Annotated in this window: 23 protein-coding genes; 22 read left to right on the forward strand and 1 reads right to left on the reverse strand. The window is 59.1% G+C overall.

What is annotated here, in order from left to right:
• The first annotated feature begins 48 nt into the window (after nt 1–48).
• Complete coding sequence (cls, locus tag AC3RLQ_RS11030; RefSeq protein ID WP_493037005.1) at nt 49–1,494, forward strand: cardiolipin synthase; 1,446 nt, start codon at nt 49–51, stop codon at nt 1,492–1,494.
• A 284-nt stretch (nt 1,495–1,778) separates the two neighbouring features.
• Nucleotides 1,779–2,156, forward strand: a complete 378-nt coding sequence (locus AC3RLQ_RS11035) for a rhodanese-like domain-containing protein (RefSeq protein WP_493037007.1) — start codon at nt 1,779–1,781, stop codon at nt 2,154–2,156.
• 78 nt (nt 2,157–2,234) lie between these two features.
• Here the strand turns inward: AC3RLQ_RS11035 and AC3RLQ_RS11040 are convergent, their stop codons facing one another.
• Nucleotides 2,235–3,368 carry an ROK family protein gene (locus tag AC3RLQ_RS11040; protein ID WP_493037009.1) on the reverse strand — a complete coding sequence of 378 codons (1,134 nt, stop codon included), beginning with the start codon at nt 3,366–3,368 and terminating at the stop codon, nt 2,235–2,237.
• Between the two features lie 67 nt (nt 3,369–3,435).
• On the opposite strand from AC3RLQ_RS11040, the gene AC3RLQ_RS11045 reads away from it, so the two are divergent.
• The 20 genes from AC3RLQ_RS11045 (at nt 3,436) to AC3RLQ_RS11140 (ending at nt 17,414) form a co-directional block, all read left to right on the forward strand.
• Nucleotides 3,436–4,587 carry an LLM class flavin-dependent oxidoreductase gene (locus AC3RLQ_RS11045; RefSeq protein WP_493037011.1) on the forward strand — a complete coding sequence of 384 codons (1,152 nt, stop codon included), beginning with the start codon at nt 3,436–3,438 and terminating at the stop codon, nt 4,585–4,587.
• Between the two features lies 1 nt (nt 4,588).
• Nucleotides 4,589–5,635, forward strand: a complete 1,047-nt coding sequence (locus tag AC3RLQ_RS11050; RefSeq protein ID WP_493037013.1) for a Gfo/Idh/MocA family protein — start codon at nt 4,589–4,591, stop codon at nt 5,633–5,635.
• 310 nt (nt 5,636–5,945) lie between these two features.
• Nucleotides 5,946–6,287 carry a hypothetical protein gene (locus AC3RLQ_RS11055; RefSeq protein WP_493037015.1) on the forward strand — a complete coding sequence of 114 codons (342 nt, stop codon included), beginning with the start codon at nt 5,946–5,948 and terminating at the stop codon, nt 6,285–6,287.
• Nucleotides 6,288–6,453: 166 nt separating this feature from the next.
• Nucleotides 6,454–7,686 (forward strand): outer membrane protein assembly factor BamB family protein, encoded by a 1,233-nt coding sequence (locus AC3RLQ_RS11060; RefSeq protein ID WP_493037017.1) that lies wholly within the window; start codon nt 6,454–6,456, stop codon nt 7,684–7,686.
• 68 nt (nt 7,687–7,754) lie between these two features.
• A complete protein-coding gene (locus AC3RLQ_RS11065) occupies nt 7,755–8,408 on the forward strand; it encodes a TetR/AcrR family transcriptional regulator (protein WP_493037019.1) in 654 nt (217 codons plus the stop codon).
• An 11-nt stretch (nt 8,409–8,419) separates the two neighbouring features.
• A complete protein-coding gene (locus AC3RLQ_RS11070) occupies nt 8,420–9,706 on the forward strand; it encodes an RNA polymerase sigma factor (protein ID WP_493037021.1) in 1,287 nt (428 codons plus the stop codon).
• 109 nt (nt 9,707–9,815) lie between these two features.
• Nucleotides 9,816–10,208, forward strand: a complete 393-nt coding sequence (locus tag AC3RLQ_RS11075; protein WP_487682871.1) for a YciI family protein — start codon at nt 9,816–9,818, stop codon at nt 10,206–10,208.
• Complete coding sequence (locus tag AC3RLQ_RS11080; protein WP_493037023.1) at nt 10,205–10,603, forward strand: YciI family protein; 399 nt, start codon at nt 10,205–10,207, stop codon at nt 10,601–10,603. Before AC3RLQ_RS11075 ends, AC3RLQ_RS11080 begins: the two co-directional genes overlap by 4 nt.
• A gap of 35 nt (nt 10,604–10,638) precedes the next feature.
• Nucleotides 10,639–11,115 (forward strand): VOC family protein, encoded by a 477-nt coding sequence (locus AC3RLQ_RS11085; RefSeq protein WP_493037025.1) that lies wholly within the window; start codon nt 10,639–10,641, stop codon nt 11,113–11,115.
• Between the two features lie 35 nt (nt 11,116–11,150).
• Nucleotides 11,151–11,690 carry an SRPBCC family protein gene (locus tag AC3RLQ_RS11090; protein WP_493037027.1) on the forward strand — a complete coding sequence of 180 codons (540 nt, stop codon included), beginning with the start codon at nt 11,151–11,153 and terminating at the stop codon, nt 11,688–11,690.
• A 27-nt stretch (nt 11,691–11,717) separates the two neighbouring features.
• Nucleotides 11,718–12,185, forward strand: coding sequence for a GyrI-like domain-containing protein (locus AC3RLQ_RS11095; protein ID WP_493037029.1), 468 nt, complete (start codon nt 11,718–11,720; stop codon nt 12,183–12,185).
• Nucleotides 12,182–12,952 carry a DUF899 domain-containing protein gene (locus AC3RLQ_RS11100; protein ID WP_493037031.1) on the forward strand — a complete coding sequence of 257 codons (771 nt, stop codon included), beginning with the start codon at nt 12,182–12,184 and terminating at the stop codon, nt 12,950–12,952. The genes AC3RLQ_RS11095 and AC3RLQ_RS11100 overlap by 4 nt, the downstream gene beginning before the upstream one ends.
• Nucleotides 12,949–13,215 carry a hypothetical protein gene (locus AC3RLQ_RS11105; RefSeq protein WP_493037033.1) on the forward strand — a complete coding sequence of 89 codons (267 nt, stop codon included), beginning with the start codon at nt 12,949–12,951 and terminating at the stop codon, nt 13,213–13,215. Before AC3RLQ_RS11100 ends, AC3RLQ_RS11105 begins: the two co-directional genes overlap by 4 nt.
• A gap of 27 nt (nt 13,216–13,242) precedes the next feature.
• Nucleotides 13,243–13,728 (forward strand): SRPBCC family protein, encoded by a 486-nt coding sequence (locus AC3RLQ_RS11110; RefSeq protein ID WP_493037035.1) that lies wholly within the window; start codon nt 13,243–13,245, stop codon nt 13,726–13,728.
• Nucleotides 13,729–13,750: 22 nt separating this feature from the next.
• Complete coding sequence (locus tag AC3RLQ_RS11115; RefSeq protein WP_493037037.1) at nt 13,751–14,191, forward strand: VOC family protein; 441 nt, start codon at nt 13,751–13,753, stop codon at nt 14,189–14,191.
• 8 nt (nt 14,192–14,199) lie between these two features.
• The gene (locus tag AC3RLQ_RS11120; RefSeq protein WP_493037039.1) at nt 14,200–14,646 is read left to right on the forward strand and encodes a VOC family protein; all 447 of its coding nucleotides are present in this window, start codon (nt 14,200–14,202) and stop codon (nt 14,644–14,646) included.
• A gap of 17 nt (nt 14,647–14,663) precedes the next feature.
• Nucleotides 14,664–15,158 (forward strand): VOC family protein, encoded by a 495-nt coding sequence (locus AC3RLQ_RS11125; protein ID WP_493037041.1) that lies wholly within the window; start codon nt 14,664–14,666, stop codon nt 15,156–15,158.
• A 17-nt stretch (nt 15,159–15,175) separates the two neighbouring features.
• On the forward strand, nt 15,176–15,628 hold the full coding sequence (locus AC3RLQ_RS11130) for an SRPBCC family protein (RefSeq protein ID WP_493037043.1): 453 nt from the start codon (nt 15,176–15,178) through the stop codon (nt 15,626–15,628).
• A 70-nt stretch (nt 15,629–15,698) separates the two neighbouring features.
• Nucleotides 15,699–16,079, forward strand: coding sequence for a hypothetical protein (locus tag AC3RLQ_RS11135; protein WP_493037045.1), 381 nt, complete (start codon nt 15,699–15,701; stop codon nt 16,077–16,079).
• Between the two features lie 63 nt (nt 16,080–16,142).
• Nucleotides 16,143–17,414 carry a Gfo/Idh/MocA family protein gene (locus tag AC3RLQ_RS11140; RefSeq protein WP_493037047.1) on the forward strand — a complete coding sequence of 424 codons (1,272 nt, stop codon included), beginning with the start codon at nt 16,143–16,145 and terminating at the stop codon, nt 17,412–17,414.
• Nucleotide 17,415: the final 1 nt, after the last annotated feature.

Consider the following 17,415-nt stretch of genomic DNA (forward strand, 5'->3'; position numbering starts at 1 on the left):
AGTCGGGGTTGTACTTTGCACTTCTTCATGATTCGCGCATGCTGCGCCATGACTTGGTTTGAACACAATTTCTGGACGGTGGTGCTGGCGATTGCGTCGATCGTCGGCTCCGTCATTGCGCTGATTCATCTGCTCCTGCGGCATCGCGACTACCGTTCTGCAGCATTTTGGATGGCACTGGTGGTCTTCACACCACTGATCGGTCCCCTGCTGTACCTTTTGCTGGGTATCAACATTCTGCGTCGCAGCGGCCGGCGCTATCGCAGCGGTATCAATGAACCATGGCGTGATCCAGTGCCAGATCAGCCGCTGCCCGTCACTGCCACTGACAGCTGCGCCATGCAGGAGCACCAGCAGCTGGCACGCACGCTGGACCGCATCTCGCGCTTCAGCCACACGCTGGGAAACCACCTCGATATCCTCCATGATGGCGACGAGGCAATGCCGCGCATGCTGGAGGCGATCCGTGGAGCGCAACAAAGCATCACGCTGGCCAGCTACATCTTTGAAGCCACGGGCATCGGCGCAGACTTTGTGAGCGAGCTCTCCCTGGCAGTTAAGCGCGGCGTGCAGGTGCGTGTCATGGTGGATGACGCTGGCACACGCTACTCCTGGCCGCCAGTGGTTGAGGCCCTGACTAAAGCCGGAGTCACTGCACGCCGCTTCATGCCCAGTCGGCTGGTCCTGCGCCTGATTACGATGAACCTGCGTAATCACCGCAAAATCCTGGTGGTTGATGGCAAGACGGCCTTCACCGGCGGCATGAATATCCGCGAGGGAAACATGGTCGCCCGGAAGCCAAAACACGCAGTCCATGATCTGCACTTTTCAGTGACCGGCCCATGCGTGGCGCAAATTCAGCGGGTGTTTGCCGAAGACTGGTCCTTTTGCACGGGTGAATCCTTGGAAGGACCGCTGTGGTTCCCTGAACTGGCCGCCACGGGCAGCACAACGGCCATCGGTATTGTCGATGGTCCCGACGAGGACATGGAAGTGATGCCAGCGGCATTCTTTGCCGCGCTCAATGCCGCGCGTGAAGAGGTGAAGATCGTCACCCCCTATTTTCTTCCCAATGCAGTTCTCATGGCGGCGCTGCGCCTGTGTGCTGTACGTGGCGTGAAAGTGACGATCCTCACACCCGCGGAGAACAACATCCCATTCGTAGGATGGGCCGCACAGACCTTATATCCCGATCTGCTGCCGGTGGGCTGCCGCATCTTTGAATCCCCCCCGCCGTTTGATCACTCCAAATTGTTCCTCATCGATGGAGTGTGGTCCTTCCTTGGGTCCACCAACTGGGATCCACGCAGCCTGCGACTGAACTTTGAATTCAACCTCGCCTGTCACGACGCGGATCTCTGCCAGCGGCTCGCGGCGGAGATGGATGCCAAGCTGGCCCACAGCCGTGAAATCACACACGAGATGCTGGAAAATGCGCCGGTCCTGCATCGCCTGCGCAACGGCTTTGCGCGCCTCTTCATTCCAGCGCTCTAAGAACTTTTGAATCTTTTGGCAAAACCAACCGTATCTAGGAACGTTGTAATCCACAGCCTGCCATGATGTCTCCCAGGTTTCCCCCATGCCTCCCCTGCTCCAGCCGCTGCCGCAGCAGGGCAGAATTTGTTTTTTTTCGGGAATAAACCCGCCGGCTCCTGCATCTCACTCGCACGCATGATGTCATCATACTCTCGAACCTGAAACCTTTGCCCCGGAAGACGGGGCCGCTGCCGCGCACAGTCTAACGCGCACCACTTAACTCAACCCACCCAAATCCAATCATGAAGAAACTCATCGCACTCGTCTTCGCACTCGTCGCCTCCGCCGGTTTTGCCGCCGAGTTCCCGGACATCAGCATTGCCGATCTCAAGAAGGCCATTGCTGACAAGAAGGTCACCGTCATCGACGTGAACGGCGCCGCCTCCTACAAGGCCGGCCATGTGCCAACCGCCATCGACTTCGCAACCCAGGGCTCCAGCCTCGCCAGCGCCCTGCCTGCTGACAAGGGTGCTCTCGTCGTCGCCTACTGTGGTGGTCCTGCCTGCAGCGCTTATAAAGCCGCAGCTAACGCCGCCAGCCAGCTCGGCTACACGAACGTGAAACACCTCTCCGCTGGTATCTCCGGCTGGAAGGCCGCCAAAGAACCTCTGGAGAAGTAATACTTCAAGAGACTCCACTCACCGGGTGTGCGGGAACCAATCCTGACACCCGGTTTTTTGTGCCCGCAACCGGAATGCTCAGGCAGGAGACCAGGCCTCCATGGCCAGACTCGCCGCCCCGAGGGCACCGGCATTGTCCCCCAGCGTAGAAGGCACGACTTTCAGTCCTCCCCCACGCAAAGCAGGCATCAGCTCGCATGCGGTATCTGTAACCGATTGGCAAAAACGCTCCCCTAGCATCGTCAAGGGACCATGAAGAATGAAAACCCCGGTATCGATGATCATATGCAACAAGCCAATCACTCGTGCGTAGTCGGCACACACGGCTTCCCATTCCGGCCCTGCTGAATCAGAAACTGCCGCGAGACCTGCTCGCAGATCTTCAGGCAGCGTTGCCAGTCCATCCACTCCTGCCAGCCTCCGCCACGTTGCGGGAGCGCTCAATGCATGATGCAATTCCTTGCCGTCACCCGCTCCCCCCATCAAGGGCCACGGCCAGCGCCCCACCTCTCCGGCGGCATGATGCGAACCTTCGATCACTCTGCCTTCCTGAACGATGGCCACGCCAAAACCACTCCGAGGTCCGAGGATCACATAATCATTCAAGCCATGTCCGAGACCGAACCAACGCTCAGCCAGCGCAATCGCCCTCAGGTTGTTCTGCAAAATGACAGGGACTTTCAATTTGGACCCGATCTCATCAGCCACCGGCACCCGATTCCAATCAGGGATGAATGCATAATACAACCCCACACCTGCATGCGCATCCACCAGCCCGGGAACTCCCAGACCAACCGAAAGCAGCGGACCTTGCATCGCCTCGGCCAACCGGGCCACGCAGGTGAGAATCGACTTGATCACATGATCTGCCAACACATCTGCGGGCAAGGGCAGCTCCAAGGTCATCTTCACACTGCCGGAAAAATCCACGCCCACGGCCTGAATGCGCTGGGCATTAAATTCCAAGCCGGCAAACCAACCCGCCTCCGCTTGCGTGCTCAAAATGCGGCGGGGGCGGCCCATGGGTCCTTGGTTCAAGCCCGATTCATTCAGAAATTTTTCGGCGATCAAGTGATCCACGTACAACCCGGTCGTCGAAGGCGAAATTCCTAATGCCTTGGCCAGAGTCGTACGCGAGGTCGCACGGCCGCTGCGAACCTGCAGCACAGCAGCTCCGAGCGTTTCACGTTGGACAATTGGGTTTTTTCGCATTCGAATAAAAAGCCTGTTGATCTATCACTATCCATCAGGATCAATGCACTCCGTCAAAAATCTTCTCATGAGTGACTTACCCATTCGCACCCCTGATCGCAAGTGTGAAGTAGCTTGGTTTTCGGCACTTTGCTCCGACGACTATGAATTCCTCGGCATTCCAGATGGCTCCATCCGCTCCAACTTCGAACACTGCGGCGATATCGTAAAAAAAGCCGACGCCCTCGGCTACCAGAATATCCTCCTTCCCTCCGGCTGGATCGCCGGACAGGACGCCTTGGCTTTTGCCGCCGCCATGTCACCGCTCACCACGCAGATCAATCAGCTCGTCGCCCTGCGGATGGGCGAAGTTTGGCCCCCCATGCTCGCACGGGCGCTCGCCACCGTCGATCACATCGCCAAAGGCCGTCTATGCATCAACATCATCTCCTCAGACATGCCCGGCATCAAGGAGAGCAATGAAGTCCGCTACGCCAGAGCCAGCGAGATCATCCAGATCCTGCAGGGTCTGTGGCGCACCGACGGTCCGTTTGAGTGGAAGGGTGACTTCTACAACATCAGCCTGCCCACCACCGAGCCGGCCAAACCCTATCAGCAAAACGGCGGCCCCCTGCTCTACTTCGGCGGCATCTCGCCTGCAGCCCAGGATTTGTGCGCCAAACACTGTGATGTCTTCCTCATGTGGCCCGAGACGGAGGACCGCATCGCCGAAACCATGCGCGTTATGTCCGAAAAAGCCACCAGCTACGGTCGCAGAATCGACTTCGGCTTTCGTGCCCATGTCATCGTCCGCGAAACCGAAGCCGAGGCCCGCGCCGCAGCAGACCGTCTCATTTCCAAACTCACGGCTGAAAAAGGGGCCGAGATCAAAGCACGTTCCCAAGACAGTCAGAGCGCCGGGGTCAAGCGCCAGGACGAGCTCCGCGCCCAGAGTACCGATCTCTACATCGAGCCCCATCTCTGGAGCGGCATCGGTCTCGCCCGCAGCGGCTGCGCCAGTGCCATTGTCGGCAATCCCGAACAGGTGCTCGCCAAGCTCAACCGCTACATGGACATGGGCATGCGTGCCTTCATCCTCAGCGGCTACCCTCATCTCGAAGAGTGCGACCTCTTCGCCAAGCATGTCCTGCCGCATCTGCCGACATGCCGCCTGAATGAAGTGCAGGGTCGGCGCGTTCCAGATCCCGTCACACCGCTCACCACCGCTCCTCGCCATTGATATGTCTTCGCCTGTTCGCTTCGCTCTCGCCGGCTTCGGCGCCTGGGGCAAATTCCACGCCCAGTCCATCGAAGGAAATCCCGACGCCCGCCTCGTTGCCATTTCCGCGCCCTCAGAAGCATCACGTGAGGAAGCGCGCAGGCTCTACCCCGAGGCTCAGATCTTTGCGGACAGCCTCGAAATGATCGCTCAGTCCGAGTTCGACATCATCGACATCGTTACCCCCAGCCATACGCACCGAGAGATCGCCCTCGCCGCCATGGCGAAAGGCAAACACGTCCTCCTGGAAAAACCCATGGCCATCACCTTGGAAGACTGCAAAGCCATCGTCGCCGGGGCTCAGCAGAACGGCGTCCATCTCGCCGTCGGCCACGAACTCCGCCTCTCCAGCCAGTGGGGTCGCATCAAAGATATCATCGACGCAGGCACCATCGGCGATCCCCAGTACGTCCTCGTCGAACTCTCCCGCAAACCCTACCGCCAGGGCGCCAGCGGCTGGCGCTACGATCAGAACCGTGTCGGCAGCTGGGTTCTCGAAGAGCCCATCCACTTCTTCGACCTCGCCCGCTGGTATCTCGAAAGCAGCGGCGATCCCGTGGAACTCCACGCCTACGCGAACTCCCGCGATCCCCAGCGCCCGACGCTGTTCGACAACTTCAGCGCCATGTTCAAATACGCCAACGGCAGCTACGCCTTGGTGTCACAGACACTCGCCGCCTTCGAGCACCATCAAACCGTCAAAGTCAGTGGCACCAAGGGTGCGCTCTGGGCCGCTTGGAGCGGCGCGCTAGATCGCACTCTTGAACCCGAATACTTCCTCAAAGTCTTCGACGGCGAAAAGCTCGAAACGGTGAAGCTCGAAAAGCATAGCGGCGAAGTGTTCGAACTGCGCGAAGAAATAGCTCAGTGCATCGACATGGTACGCACCGGCAAAAAGCCCATCGCATCAGGCATGGACGGTCTCTGGAGCGCCGGCCTTTGCCTCGTGGCAGAGGAATCCATCCGTCAGAACAAACCGCTGCCAGTGGGTGAAATGCTGAAATTTTAGAGAGCCGATTTGAGGGTAGATTTTTGTCTCACGGTCGTTCTAGCAGCCAGCTGTTGCACCCACATGAAAGCATCGCTCCTTCTCGCCGCCTTTTGCCTGCCCCCATCCACCGTTCGCGCAGGTGACCTGCTGCCGCCGATCACCACTGGGCAGCGCGTGGCCACCTGAGGGCACAGCTTTCATGTCTTCACCTACAAGCAGGTGGACGAGATCGCAAAATCTGCCGGGCTGGCGCATCAGCCTGTGGGCCTGTCGAGCATCGGCGGCTCCACGGTGCAGAAGCATTGGGACGTACCCGAGAAAAAGCGCCGTGAAGCAGGTGCTGAAAACCGGAAATGTAGACGTACTAACCCTCTCCCCCATCTGGCTGCCGGACGATGCCATTGAACAGTTTGTAAAACTCGGCAGCGAGCACAATCCCGCGCTGCGCATTACCGTGCAGGAGTTCTGGATGCCGAGTGATGAGTACAACCCCGTCGATCCTCTCAACACGAAAAAGAAGGTCGATCACAACGCCACCGACATCGCACAACTCCGCGATGCGACCATGCGCTACGCAAAGGACATCGAGGACCATGTACAGGGCATCAACCAGCGGCTGGGAAAGCAGTCCGTCTTCATCGTACCAGTAGGCATGGCGGTCGTGACATAAGCGATGAAGACAAGGCGAAGCTCAACAAGCTGCTGCAGGAAATCGCCTGGGACACCGTCACTCATCATCCCCTCACCGGTCTGATGAAACCCGTCGCTGCGAAATAAGTGCGGCCAAGGGTGCTTTTGACAGCACTCCTCTTTTCGCGGCGTTATGCAACGTCTGCATGAAATTCCACGCCCTCCTGCTTTCTTCCGCGCTCCTCTCTACCCACCTCATCGCCGCCGACTGGCCGGCCTGGCGCGGCCCTACGATGGATGGTCATGCGGCAGCCGGACAAAAGCTTCCGTTAAAATGGAATGAAGGCGAAAACGTCCTATGGAAGGCCGAGGTTCGTGGTCGTGGCCATGGCTCGCCAACCATCGTGGCAGACCATGTCTATCTCGCCACGGCTGACATGGAGACCGAGGAGCAGCTCGTCCTCTGCTATGACCGCGCCACCGGAAAGAAGAAATGGGAAGCCGTCGTACATCGCGGCAACCTCAACACCAAGGGCCACAAAATCTCCTCGCAGGCCTCGTCCGATGTCGTGAGCGACGGCGAGCGCTTGTTCGTCAACTTCCTCAACAACGGCGCCATCTTCACCACCGCGCTCGATTTCTCCGGCAAGCAGCTCTGGCAGCGCCGTGTGTGCGACTTCCAGGTGCATCAGGGCTTCGGCTCATCGCCCGTCATCTATCAATCAGTCGTGCTCGTGTCGGCAGACCATCGCGGCGGCGGCAAAATGTCCGGCCTTAACAAACTCACCGGCGAGATCGTCTGGCAGCAGGACCGCCCGCCCGTGGCGAACTACGCCTCCCCCGCGGTCGTCAACGCCGCAGGCAAAACGCAAGCCGTGCTCGCTGGCTGCAACAAGGTGGAAAGCTTTGATCCCCTCACCGGCAAAAAACTCTGGAGCATCGACGGCAGCACCGAGGAAACCGTGGTCACCGCCGTGACCGATGGCAGCCGCATCTTCCTCGGCGGGGGCTATCCAAAGAATCACACGATGGCCGTCGAGGCCGATGGCTCAGGCAAAATCGCCTGGGAGAACGTCACCCGCACCTACGTGCCCTCCATGATTGTGAAGAACGGCCACGTCTTCGCCGTGGGAGATGGCGGACGCGCCACCTGCTGGAAATCCCCCACAGGTGAAGAGCTGTGGTCAGAGAAAGTGGACCGCGAGTTTTATGGCTCCCCTGTCATGGCCGATTCGCGCATCTATGTCACAAGCAAAGGTGGCGTAACCTCCGTCTTCGAGGCCACACCGGAAAAATTCACCCTGTTGTCGCAAAATCAGCTTGGAGATGAATCCTTCAGCACTCCAGCCATCTGCGGCAACCGCATCTACCTCCGCTCCGCCAAGACCAGCCCAACCCGCCAGGAATATTTGTGGTGCGTAGGCGAGGCAGGAAGGTAATCTCCTGGCAAAAAGCAGCAAAAAAGTTTGCCTTTCGTCATCGCATTTTTACATACCGACCGGTTTGTATGTCAAAGAAAGCAACCAGCACCAAGCGCGAACGCGATCCTGCCGCCACTCGTCAGCGGCTGATCGACGCCACCGTGCGCCTTATGCTGCAGCAGGGCTTCTCCGCCACTTCGGTCGATCAGATCTGCAAAGAGGCGGGCATGACGAAGGGCGGCTTTTTCCACCACTTCGAAAACAAAGAAGCCCTCGGCATCGCAGCCATCGAATGGTGGGGCCGCATGGGCACCGCCCTCTATGCCGAATCTTGGCAGGACGCCTCACTCGATCCCCTGGAACAACTGCACCGCATGTTTGACATCATGGTCGGCTTCACGCGGCGCAATGATGATGCCGTCGTCTGCATGGTGGGCATGATGTCCCAGGAGATGTCCGCCACAAACCCGGCGTTTCAGGCAGCATGCGAGAAGGAACTGAAACTCTGGACCGAAAACATCGCCAAGCTCCTCACCGCCGCCAAGAAACTGCACAAGCCAAAGACCAAATTTGATCCCATTCAAGTAGCGTGGTTCCTCAACAGCCTCTGGCAAGGTTCCATGCTCATCGGCAAAACTTGCCGCTCTCAGGAACTGATTCGTCACAATCTCAAACTCGCCCGCGACTATGTGGACGGTCTGTTTCAGGCCAATGGAACTCCACGTGGCGACTCTGCATAATCGAATCTGCGATGTCTGACGCACCCTCCAGCACGACTGCTAGTGCTCAGTTTGCCACGGAGCATTTCTTCCGGCATGAGTCCGCGCGCCTCGTCGCGACACTGGCTGGTCAGTTCGGCGCGCAGCGGCTGCAGTGGATCGAAGATGTGGTGCAGGAGGCCCTCGTGCGCGCACTACAGACGTGGCCCTATCGCGGTGTGCCGGACAATCCCGCCGCATGGCTGACTCAGACCGCCCGCCATCTGGCGCTGGATCAACTGCGCCGCGAACAGCGCTGGAACGAACGTGAGGAGGGCATCTCGGCAGAGCAGGCACGCTGGATGGCCGTGCCGCTGGAAGCAGCACCGGATGATGCCAACCTGCGAGATGACACCCTGCGGCTGATGTTTGTCTGCTGCCACCCGCAGCTGTCCGCCGAGGCGCAGATCGCCCTCGCACTGCGGACTCTCTGCGGTCTCAGTCCGGCGGAGATCGCGGCGGCGTTCGTCACCAGTGAGGCCGCCATCTCGAAACGGCTCGTACGCGCACGCCAGCGCATCCGCGAGCTGGCGCTGCCCTTTGAACTGCCTGCGGCGCATGAACTGCCGCAGCGCCTTGATGCCGTGCTGACCTCCCTCTATCTGCTCTTCAACGAAGGCTACAAGGCCAGCAGTGGCGAGCACTTGGTACGCTCCGATCTCTGCCATGAGGCGATCCGTCTTACCGAGCTGCTGGCCACCCATCAGCACACCGGCCTGCCGCAGTGCCACGCTCTGCTGGCCCTCATGCTCCTGAGTGCCGCTCGCCTGCCGGCACGCACCGATGATACCGGCGGAATTCTGCGCCTGCATGAACAGGACCGCAGCCTCTGGAATCAGTCTTTCATCCAGCGCGGGCTTCAGCACCTGCAGCTCTCCGCACGTGGGGACACCCTCACGGAATATCACCTAGAGGCAGGCATCGCCGCATGCCATAGCACGGCCACCGATCATGGAACCACCGACTGGGCACGCATTCTCATGCTGTATGATCAGCTCGTGCTGCTTACGCCCTCGCCAGTGGTGGCCTTGAATCGCGCAATCGCCGTGGGGCGTGTGCATGGTGCGCAGAGCGGGCTGGAGGCACTTGCAGCCGTACAGGGACTTGATACCTACCTCTCCCTGCACGCAGCACGCGGTGCATTCGCCGCCGAACTCGGCCAGGCAGAGGCCGCCGCCGCTCACTACCGCAAGGCACTGGCCCTCGCGGCACTGACCTCCGAACGCAGCTTTTTGGAGCGGCAGCTGGCCGCATGTGAAACCGCTGTAGTCAGAAAATAACCCCACTCAAAAATAATTTTGTTTCGATGTCCTTTTTCGTCTGGCCCGTTCGTCGTCCTTTTGAAACCCCGACAATTCATTCCTAAACGCTCCACGTCCGCCCCTCCCTATGAGCCCTGAAACTTCCCTCCATGACTATCTCGTGATCTCGCGCGGCCATTGGGACAAAGACAAGTCCAAGGAGCAAATCGACACCGCCATCACCGACTTTTATGCGTGGCTGAACCGCCACATCGAGGCAGGCCGTATGCGCCCCGGCAGTCGCCTAGGCACGGACCGCGCCAACGTCTCCAAGGCGGGCGTCACCACCGACGGCCCCTTCGGCGAGGCCAAGGAAGTCGTGGGTGGCTACTGGTTCGTCAGCGCAGGCAGCCTGCGTGAGGCCGCTGATCTGCTCTCCCACAGCCCCACCCTTCCCTGCGGACTCCATTATGAAGTCCGCCCCCTTGATCCTGAACTCTGTACCGCCTCCGACATCACCAACGAAACCCCGCCCGCATGAATCCCCAAAACCCCACTGACGAATACCTGCTGCTCATTCGAGGCACTCACTGGAACCACGGCATGTCTCCCTCTGAACTCCAGCACGTCATGACTGACTTTTACGCCTGGGTTGATCGCCTCGGCAAAACCGGCATCCATCGCGGCGCACAGCCCTTGATGGAAGAGGGAAAGCTGGTCTCCGGACCCAAGGGAGCGACCGTGACCGACGGCGTCTTTGCCGAGTCAAAAGAAGCCATCGCCGGGTACTTTCGCATCGCGGTGGGCAGCATGGATGAAGCCGTCCGCATCGCCCAGGAATGCCCCATCCTCCAATACGGGGCCACCATTGAAGTCCGTCCCATCGCCGATCTCTGCCGCCCCATGGCCGAAGTCAAATCCTCCTCCCAGTCCTGATCAAAACACACACCAACTCCAACCAACCACCCACCATGAGCACACTCGCCTACCCATCCTTCAGCCCCTACATCACCGTGCACAATGCCGAAGAGGCCATCGCTTTTTATCACGCAGCCTTTGGTGCTACCGAACGCTTCCGTCTCGCCGATGCCTCGTCCGGCAAGATCGGCCATGCCGAGCTCGATCTGCAAGGCAGCCTGCTCATGCTCTCGGATGAAAATCCCGCCTGGAACAAGTCCCCTCAAACACTCGGCGGCACCCCGGTGAAATTCTGCCTCATGGTTGAAAACGCTGATGCCGCCATTGCGAAAGCCGTCTCTGCTGGTGCCACTCCGCTCATGCCAGCCAGCGATCAATTCTACGGCTTTCGCAGCGGTTCCGTGCGCGATCCCTTCGGCCATGAATGGATGCTCCAGCACGAGATCGAAAAAGTATCTCCCGAAGAAATGCAAAAGCGCTGGGATGCCATGCTCGGAAAATGCTCATCCTCCGAGGAAGCCGCCAAGTAATCCACTTTCAAATTCCAACACACAACGCGCACACCATGATCAAAAAAATTCTCCTCGGCCTCGTCCTCATCATCGCCGTCATCTGCGTCATCGCCTCTTTCCAGTCCGATGACATGAATGTCACCCGTTCCGCCACCACTACCGCCAGCCCTGAGGTGGTCTTCAAAGTCGTGAACGACTTTCGCCAGTGGGACTCGTGGTCGCCATGGGCAAAGATTGATCCCAACATGAAGAAGAGCCTCGAAGGCCCGCCTGAAGGCGTCGGTGCCATCTACAAGTGGTCCGGCAACAACGAAGTCGGCGAAGGCAGCACCAAGCTCATCGAGAGCAACCCCAACGAGAAGGTCAGCATGAAGCTGGAGTTCGTGCGTCCCTTTGCCGGCACCAGTGATGTGCAGTTCACCTTCACCCCGGAAGGCACCGGCACCAAGATCACATGGGCCATGCAGAGCAAGAAACCCTTCATCGGCAAGATCATGGGCATGTTCATGGACTGCGAAAAAATGTGCGGCGACCAGTTTCTCGAAGGCCTCGCCAATTTGAAGAAGGTCGTGGAAGCCACCCCAAAAGCTTGACCCGCAAACTTCTCACAAGAAACCACCATGCTCGACCAGCCCACAGCCCCTATCCTCACTGAGGCACAGCCCGCCGCCGTGATCCACATCACCGTGCCGCGTGATCAAATTCAGGAAGTGATGGGCCCGGCCATCCACGAAGTCATTGCCGCCGCACAGGCCCAAAACATCGGGCCCAAAGGCCCCGTCTTTGCGCATCACTTCGGAATGACTCCCGGCATCTTCAATTTCGAAGTCGGTGTCCCCGTGTCCGGCGCAGTGCAGCCAGTGGGCCGGGTAAAGCCCGGAGTAATCCCCGGCACCACCATCGTGCGTACCGTTTACACCGGACCGTATGAAGGACTGGGCCAGGCCTGGGGAGATTTTCAGGACATTGTCGAATCCCAGGGCCACAAGCTGGGGCCCAATCTTTGGGAACGCTACCTCTCCGGCCCGGAGTCCAGCGAAGACTCCTCCACCTTCCGTACTGAACTCAATCAAACCATCATACCATGAAAGACCACCCCATTGTTTCTCCCGAAGAATGGCTGACGGCACGCCGTGCTCTGCTGGCCAGGGAAAAAGCCCAGATGGAAGCCAGCGACGAGGTGGCACGCCTGCGCCGCGAACTGCCCTGGGTGAAAATCACCAAGCCCTACGTCTTCGACACTCCCACCGGCCAGGCAACGCTGGCCGATCTCTTCGATGGCCGCAGCCAGCTCTTCCTCTACCACTTCATGTTTGGCCCCGCTTGGGAAGAGGGCTGCACCGGCTGCTCCTTCCTGTGTGATCACGTGGATGGCGCGCGCCAGCACTTTGAACACCACGATCTCTCCTTCGTGGCCGTGTCACGCGGTCCCATCGACAAACTGGAGGCCTACCGCAAACGCATGGACTGGAAGTTTCGCTGGGTCTCCGCTGCGCACACCGACTTCAATCAGGACTTCCACGTCTCCTTCCCACCGGAGAGTGTGAAGGACGGCAAGATCACCTACAATTTCACCACCCAGGACTACAGCCCTGATTGCGAAGAACTGCCCGGCTTCAGCGTCTTCTACAAGGACGCGGAAGGACAGATCTACCACACCTACTCCTCCTTCAGCCGTGGCGGCGAGGCCCTGCTGGGTGCGTATCAGTTCATCGATCAGACACCGAGGGGCCGCATGGAGAATGTGAATGGCAATCTCATGGACTGGGTGAAGCGCCATGACCGCTACGAAAACGACGGCCGCACCACCGACAAAGAATGTTGCGGCTGCAGCGCCACCCCCAAAGCCGCATGAGCACCACAGCCTGTCATTGCTCCTTCGGGAAAAAGCTGCGCGCTGTGAAACACTGCGCCGGCTGGTTCATCCCCGGAATCGTGCTGGCGCTCCTGCCCAAGTGCCCTCTATGCCTGGCTGCATGGCTCAGCCTCGTTCTTGGCATCGGTATGTCTGTCACCACCGCCACCGTGTTGCATGCCACGCTCATCATCCTCTGCCTGCTTCTCTGCATCATCTGCCTCGTTCGACACTTCTACGCTTTTCGCAAATCCAGCATCTAGTTTCTCGCATCCAACCTCCATCTCACCATGCCACTCCCCTCCCCCATCGAATCCCCCCTCTCCGAACGCGAACTCGTTCTCGTGCGTGAGACCGAAGTCCCCGCCGCGAAACTCTACGCGGGCTGGACACAGCCCGAGCTCGTCGTCCAATGGTTCACTCCCAAGCCCTGGACAACCACGGCTTGCGAGATCGACCTCCGCCCTGGCGGCACTTGCAAAACCACCATGCGCAGCCCTGAAGGCCAGGAGTTCCCCAATGTCGGCGTTTACCTCGAAGTTGTGCCCAATGAAAAGCTCGTCTTCACCGACGGCTATCTGCCAAATTGGGAGCCCAATCCCAATCTCTTCTTCACCGCCATCCTCACCTGGGAAACTCTGCCCGATGGCAAAACCCGTTACACCGCCCGCGCCCGCCACTGGACAAAGGAGGCCTGCGAAAAGCACGCCGCCATGGGCTTCATGGACGGCTGGGGCAAGGCATTTGATCAGCTCGTTGAACTCATGAGCAAGTAACACTTCAACCCACTGTCCTACCATGTCCCGCGTCAGCACCTACCTCAATTTCCCGCGCAACACCGAAGAAGCCTTCGCCTTCTACAAGTCGGTTTTCAAAACCGAATACGTCGGTCACATCGCCCGCTTCGCCGATATCCCCGCCAGTCCGGATTGCCCGCCGGCTGCTGAGTCCGACAAGAACCTCATCATGCACATCGCCCTGCCAACCCTCGGCGAACACGTTCTCATGGGCACCGATTCCCCCGAGTCGATGGGCTTCAAGTGCACGCCCGGCAACAACGTGCACATCAATCTCGAACCCGACACCCGCGAAGAAGCGGACCGTCTCTTCACCGCTCTCTCAGCGGGCGGCAAAGTCGAAATGCCCATTCAGGACATGTTCTGGGGCGCTTACTTCGGCTCCTTCTCAGACAAGTTCGGCATCAACTGGATGATCAATTGCATGCAACCCAAAGCCTGACCACTCCTATGTCCCAGTCTTACATTCAACCCTACCTCTTTTTCGGCGGCCGCTGCGAAGAAGCCCTCGAGTTTTACAAATCCGCTATCGGTGCCGAAGTGCAGATGTTTCTGCGCTACAGCGACAGCCCCGATCCCATGCCGCCCGACACCCTCCCTGCCGGCTATGAAAGCAAAGTCATGCACGCCAGCTTCAAAGTCGGCGGCAGCGTGATCCTGGCCTCCGATGGCTGCGGTGGTGAAGAGAGCAAAGGCTTTCGCGCTTTCTCCCTCTCACTCGCTTTGCCCACCGAAGCCGAGACAGAGCGTGCATTCAATGCCCTTGCTGAAGGCGGCGCCGTCAACATGCCTCTTGGCAAGACCTTCTGGTCCTCTCGCTTCGGCATGCTGCAGGACAAGTTTGGCATGGGCTGGATGGTCACCGTGGCTCCCAGTGCAGAATCAAAGCCTGCTTAACCTCACCCCTTAAAGCCATGCAAAAAATCAGCCCTTTTCTGTGGTTCAATGAAAACGCCGAAGCGGCGGTGGACTTCTACATCTCCGTCTTTCAAGACGGCAAAATCCTGCGCAAGACCCATTACGCCGAGGTGCCAGCCGAAGACCGACCGCCATGCCCGCCCGTGGGCACCGTGATGACCGTGGAGTTTGAACTCTTCGGCCAGAACTACACCGCCTTGAATGGTGGCCCCATCTTCAAATTCAATGAGGCCATCTCCTTCGTGGTATCGTGTGACACCCAGGAGGAAGTCGATCGCTACTGGGACGCTCTCACCGCCGGTGGTGGCAAGCCCGTGCAATGCGGCTGGCTGCAAGACAAATTCGGTGTCTCATGGCAGATCGTTCCCACCGTGCTGGCAGACCTCATGGCCTCCAGCGATCCAGCCCTCTGCTCCCGCGTCACTCAGGCCATGCTTAAAATGATCAAGCTCGATATCGCCACACTCCAGCAAGCCGCTGCATCCAAGTAAAATCGTCATTCATTCCCATGAGTCAGCTTCCAGACCATTCCACCGAGATCATCAGCACCCGCATCTTCCCTGCAAGCCGCGACCGCATCTTCACCGCCTTCAGCGATCCCAAGCAGCTCGCTCAATGGTGGGGGCCCAAGGGCTTCACCAACACCTTCGATGAATTCGACTTCCGCCCCGGTGGCGACTGGAAATTCACCATGCACGGCCCCGATGGCAAGGACTATGCCAATCACACCCGCTTCATCGAAATCATCCCATACGAGCGCATCGTCTATGAACACATCTCCCCCCACTTCCGCATGACCATCACCCTCGCTGATGCAGGAACCGGCACACACATGACCTGGTGCATGCAGTTTGAAACCGCCGAAATCTGCGAACGCTTCAAACCGATCTGCGTCCCGGCCAACGAAGAAAACTTTGATCGACTCGCCGCCCATCTCGGAAAGGGCGGACTCATCCCATGAATGCCCGCTAAAAATTCAACACAGCCTCAAACATTCCCGATTCGTACAGTTCGCAATCCCCTCTCCACACATGAAATACGCCCCCCTAGTCGCATCTATCCTCCTCGGACTTCTGTTCATCATGAGCGCCTGCATGGTCCTGTTCAATCTCGCGCCCATGCCAGAGCTTCCGAAGGACACTCCCATCTTCCACTTCATGGCTGCCTTTGGCCCCACGGGTTACATGAAGTTTGTGAAGGTGTTTGAACTCATTGGAGGCATTCTCCTCCTCGTTCCCAAGACACGGAATCTCGGCCTCCTCTGCCTCGGCCCCATCATCCTGAACATCCTCGCCTTCCATCATTTCGTCGCAGGCGATGGCATCTTCCAGCCAATGCTCATCGGCATCTCCCTTCTCGCTCTTTTTCTGCTCTGGTCCGAACGCAAGGCCTGGGCAGGGCTGCAGCGTTGATCAGCGGACAGATGAAAGGTTGGGTGGTCTTGGACGGTTCACAGCTGCGTCCCACCAACCGCCATGACCACCCGCCGCACCTTCCTTGCCACCACCGCACTGACCGCCGCCACCCATGCGTTTGCGGCGCCAAAAGACAACGACATCAAGATCGCCCTCATCGGCTGCGGCGGGCGCGGCACCGGGGCCTGCAATCAGGCGCTCTCCGCAGGGTCCACCATCAAGCTGGTGGCGGTGGTTGATCCTTTGGAAGGCAAGGCCCAGGCGGCGCTGGATATTCTCAAAGAGAAGCACGAAGGCCAGGTCGATGTTCCACCTGATCAGGTGTTCACCAACTTCGAGGACTACGCGAAGGCCTTCGCCCTCGCAGACGTCGTTCTCATCACCACTCCTCCCGGCCCGCGCCCCTTTCTCTTTGAGCAGGCCGTGAAGGCCGGCAAACACGTCTTCATGGAGAAACCCGTCGCGGTGGATGCCGCTGGCGTGCGCCGCGTGCTCGCCGCCTCGGAGGAGGCGAAGAAAAAGAATCTCAATGTCTGCGTGGGCTTTCAACGTCGCTACCAGCCCAGTTACATCGACATGATCAATCGCATCCACTCCGGTGAAATCGGCGACCTCGTCTTTGGCCGCGTGTACTGGAACGGCACCTCGCGCCCGGGCTTTGTGCGCGAACCCAAGGAGAGCGAAATGCACTACCAGATTCGTAACTGGTACTTCTTCACCTGGATGAGCGGTGATCACATCCTGGAGCAGCACTGCCACAATCTCGACGTGGCCAACTGGGTGATGAAGGGCGTCATGCCCATCAAAGCCGTGGGCCAGGGCGGACGTCAGGTGCGCCGTGCCCGGGAAAACGGCACCATCTTTGACCATCACACCGTCGAGTTTGAATACGAAAGCGGCATGCGCATCCTCAGCCAGTGCTGCCAGATTGGCGGCAAATGCGCACGCGATGTCAGCGAGCACTTCCACGGCACCAAAGGCGCGGCCGATCTTGCCAACGGCGGCAAGTTCCTCATCAATGGCCAGCCACCCGGTGGAAAGCGTTTGCGCAACAAGGAAGATCCTTATCAGCTTGAACACGATGCGCTGTTTGAAAACATCCGCACCGGCAAAGTCCGCAACGACGCAGACTACGCGGCGCATAGCACCATGATGGGCGTCATGGGCCGCATGGCCAGCTACACCGGTCAGGTCATCACCTGGGAGCAGGCCATGAATTCACAGGAAGCCCTCGTCCCCGACAATATCACCTGGGCCACCGAACCGCCCGTGAAGCCCGACGAGGAAGGCTGGTATCCCGTGGCCATTCCAGGAACGACGATGCCGCTGTGAG

The organism is Prosthecobacter sp. GW821-HT29F12, from assembly GCF_058803405.1.

Excerpts from the sequence above, each read along its gene's own strand:
- cls (WP_493037005.1), top strand. The coding sequence starts at position 49 with ATGACTTGGTTTGAACACAATTTCTGGACGGTGGTGCTGGCGATTGCG.
- AC3RLQ_RS11035 (WP_493037007.1), top strand. The coding sequence starts at position 1,779 with ATGAAGAAACTCATCGCACTCGTCTTCGCACTCGTCGCCTCCGCCGGT.
- AC3RLQ_RS11040 (WP_493037009.1), bottom strand. The coding sequence starts at position 3,368 with ATGCGAAAAAACCCAATTGTCCAACGTGAAACGCTCGGAGCTGCTGTG.
- AC3RLQ_RS11045 (WP_493037011.1), top strand. The coding sequence starts at position 3,436 with ATGAGTGACTTACCCATTCGCACCCCTGATCGCAAGTGTGAAGTAGCT.
- AC3RLQ_RS11050 (WP_493037013.1), top strand. The coding sequence starts at position 4,589 with ATGTCTTCGCCTGTTCGCTTCGCTCTCGCCGGCTTCGGCGCCTGGGGC.
- AC3RLQ_RS11060 (WP_493037017.1), top strand. The coding sequence starts at position 6,454 with ATGAAATTCCACGCCCTCCTGCTTTCTTCCGCGCTCCTCTCTACCCAC.
- AC3RLQ_RS11065 (WP_493037019.1), top strand. The coding sequence starts at position 7,755 with ATGTCAAAGAAAGCAACCAGCACCAAGCGCGAACGCGATCCTGCCGCC.
- AC3RLQ_RS11070 (WP_493037021.1), top strand. The coding sequence starts at position 8,420 with ATGTCTGACGCACCCTCCAGCACGACTGCTAGTGCTCAGTTTGCCACG.
- AC3RLQ_RS11075 (WP_487682871.1), top strand. The coding sequence starts at position 9,816 with ATGAGCCCTGAAACTTCCCTCCATGACTATCTCGTGATCTCGCGCGGC.
- AC3RLQ_RS11080 (WP_493037023.1), top strand. The coding sequence starts at position 10,205 with ATGAATCCCCAAAACCCCACTGACGAATACCTGCTGCTCATTCGAGGC.
- AC3RLQ_RS11085 (WP_493037025.1), top strand. The coding sequence starts at position 10,639 with ATGAGCACACTCGCCTACCCATCCTTCAGCCCCTACATCACCGTGCAC.
- AC3RLQ_RS11090 (WP_493037027.1), top strand. The coding sequence starts at position 11,151 with ATGATCAAAAAAATTCTCCTCGGCCTCGTCCTCATCATCGCCGTCATC.
- AC3RLQ_RS11095 (WP_493037029.1), top strand. The coding sequence starts at position 11,718 with ATGCTCGACCAGCCCACAGCCCCTATCCTCACTGAGGCACAGCCCGCC.
- AC3RLQ_RS11100 (WP_493037031.1), top strand. The coding sequence starts at position 12,182 with ATGAAAGACCACCCCATTGTTTCTCCCGAAGAATGGCTGACGGCACGC.
- AC3RLQ_RS11105 (WP_493037033.1), top strand. The coding sequence starts at position 12,949 with ATGAGCACCACAGCCTGTCATTGCTCCTTCGGGAAAAAGCTGCGCGCT.
- AC3RLQ_RS11110 (WP_493037035.1), top strand. The coding sequence starts at position 13,243 with ATGCCACTCCCCTCCCCCATCGAATCCCCCCTCTCCGAACGCGAACTC.
- AC3RLQ_RS11115 (WP_493037037.1), top strand. The coding sequence starts at position 13,751 with ATGTCCCGCGTCAGCACCTACCTCAATTTCCCGCGCAACACCGAAGAA.
- AC3RLQ_RS11120 (WP_493037039.1), top strand. The coding sequence starts at position 14,200 with ATGTCCCAGTCTTACATTCAACCCTACCTCTTTTTCGGCGGCCGCTGC.
- AC3RLQ_RS11125 (WP_493037041.1), top strand. The coding sequence starts at position 14,664 with ATGCAAAAAATCAGCCCTTTTCTGTGGTTCAATGAAAACGCCGAAGCG.
- AC3RLQ_RS11130 (WP_493037043.1), top strand. The coding sequence starts at position 15,176 with ATGAGTCAGCTTCCAGACCATTCCACCGAGATCATCAGCACCCGCATC.
- AC3RLQ_RS11135 (WP_493037045.1), top strand. The coding sequence starts at position 15,699 with ATGAAATACGCCCCCCTAGTCGCATCTATCCTCCTCGGACTTCTGTTC.
- AC3RLQ_RS11140 (WP_493037047.1), top strand. The coding sequence starts at position 16,143 with ATGACCACCCGCCGCACCTTCCTTGCCACCACCGCACTGACCGCCGCC.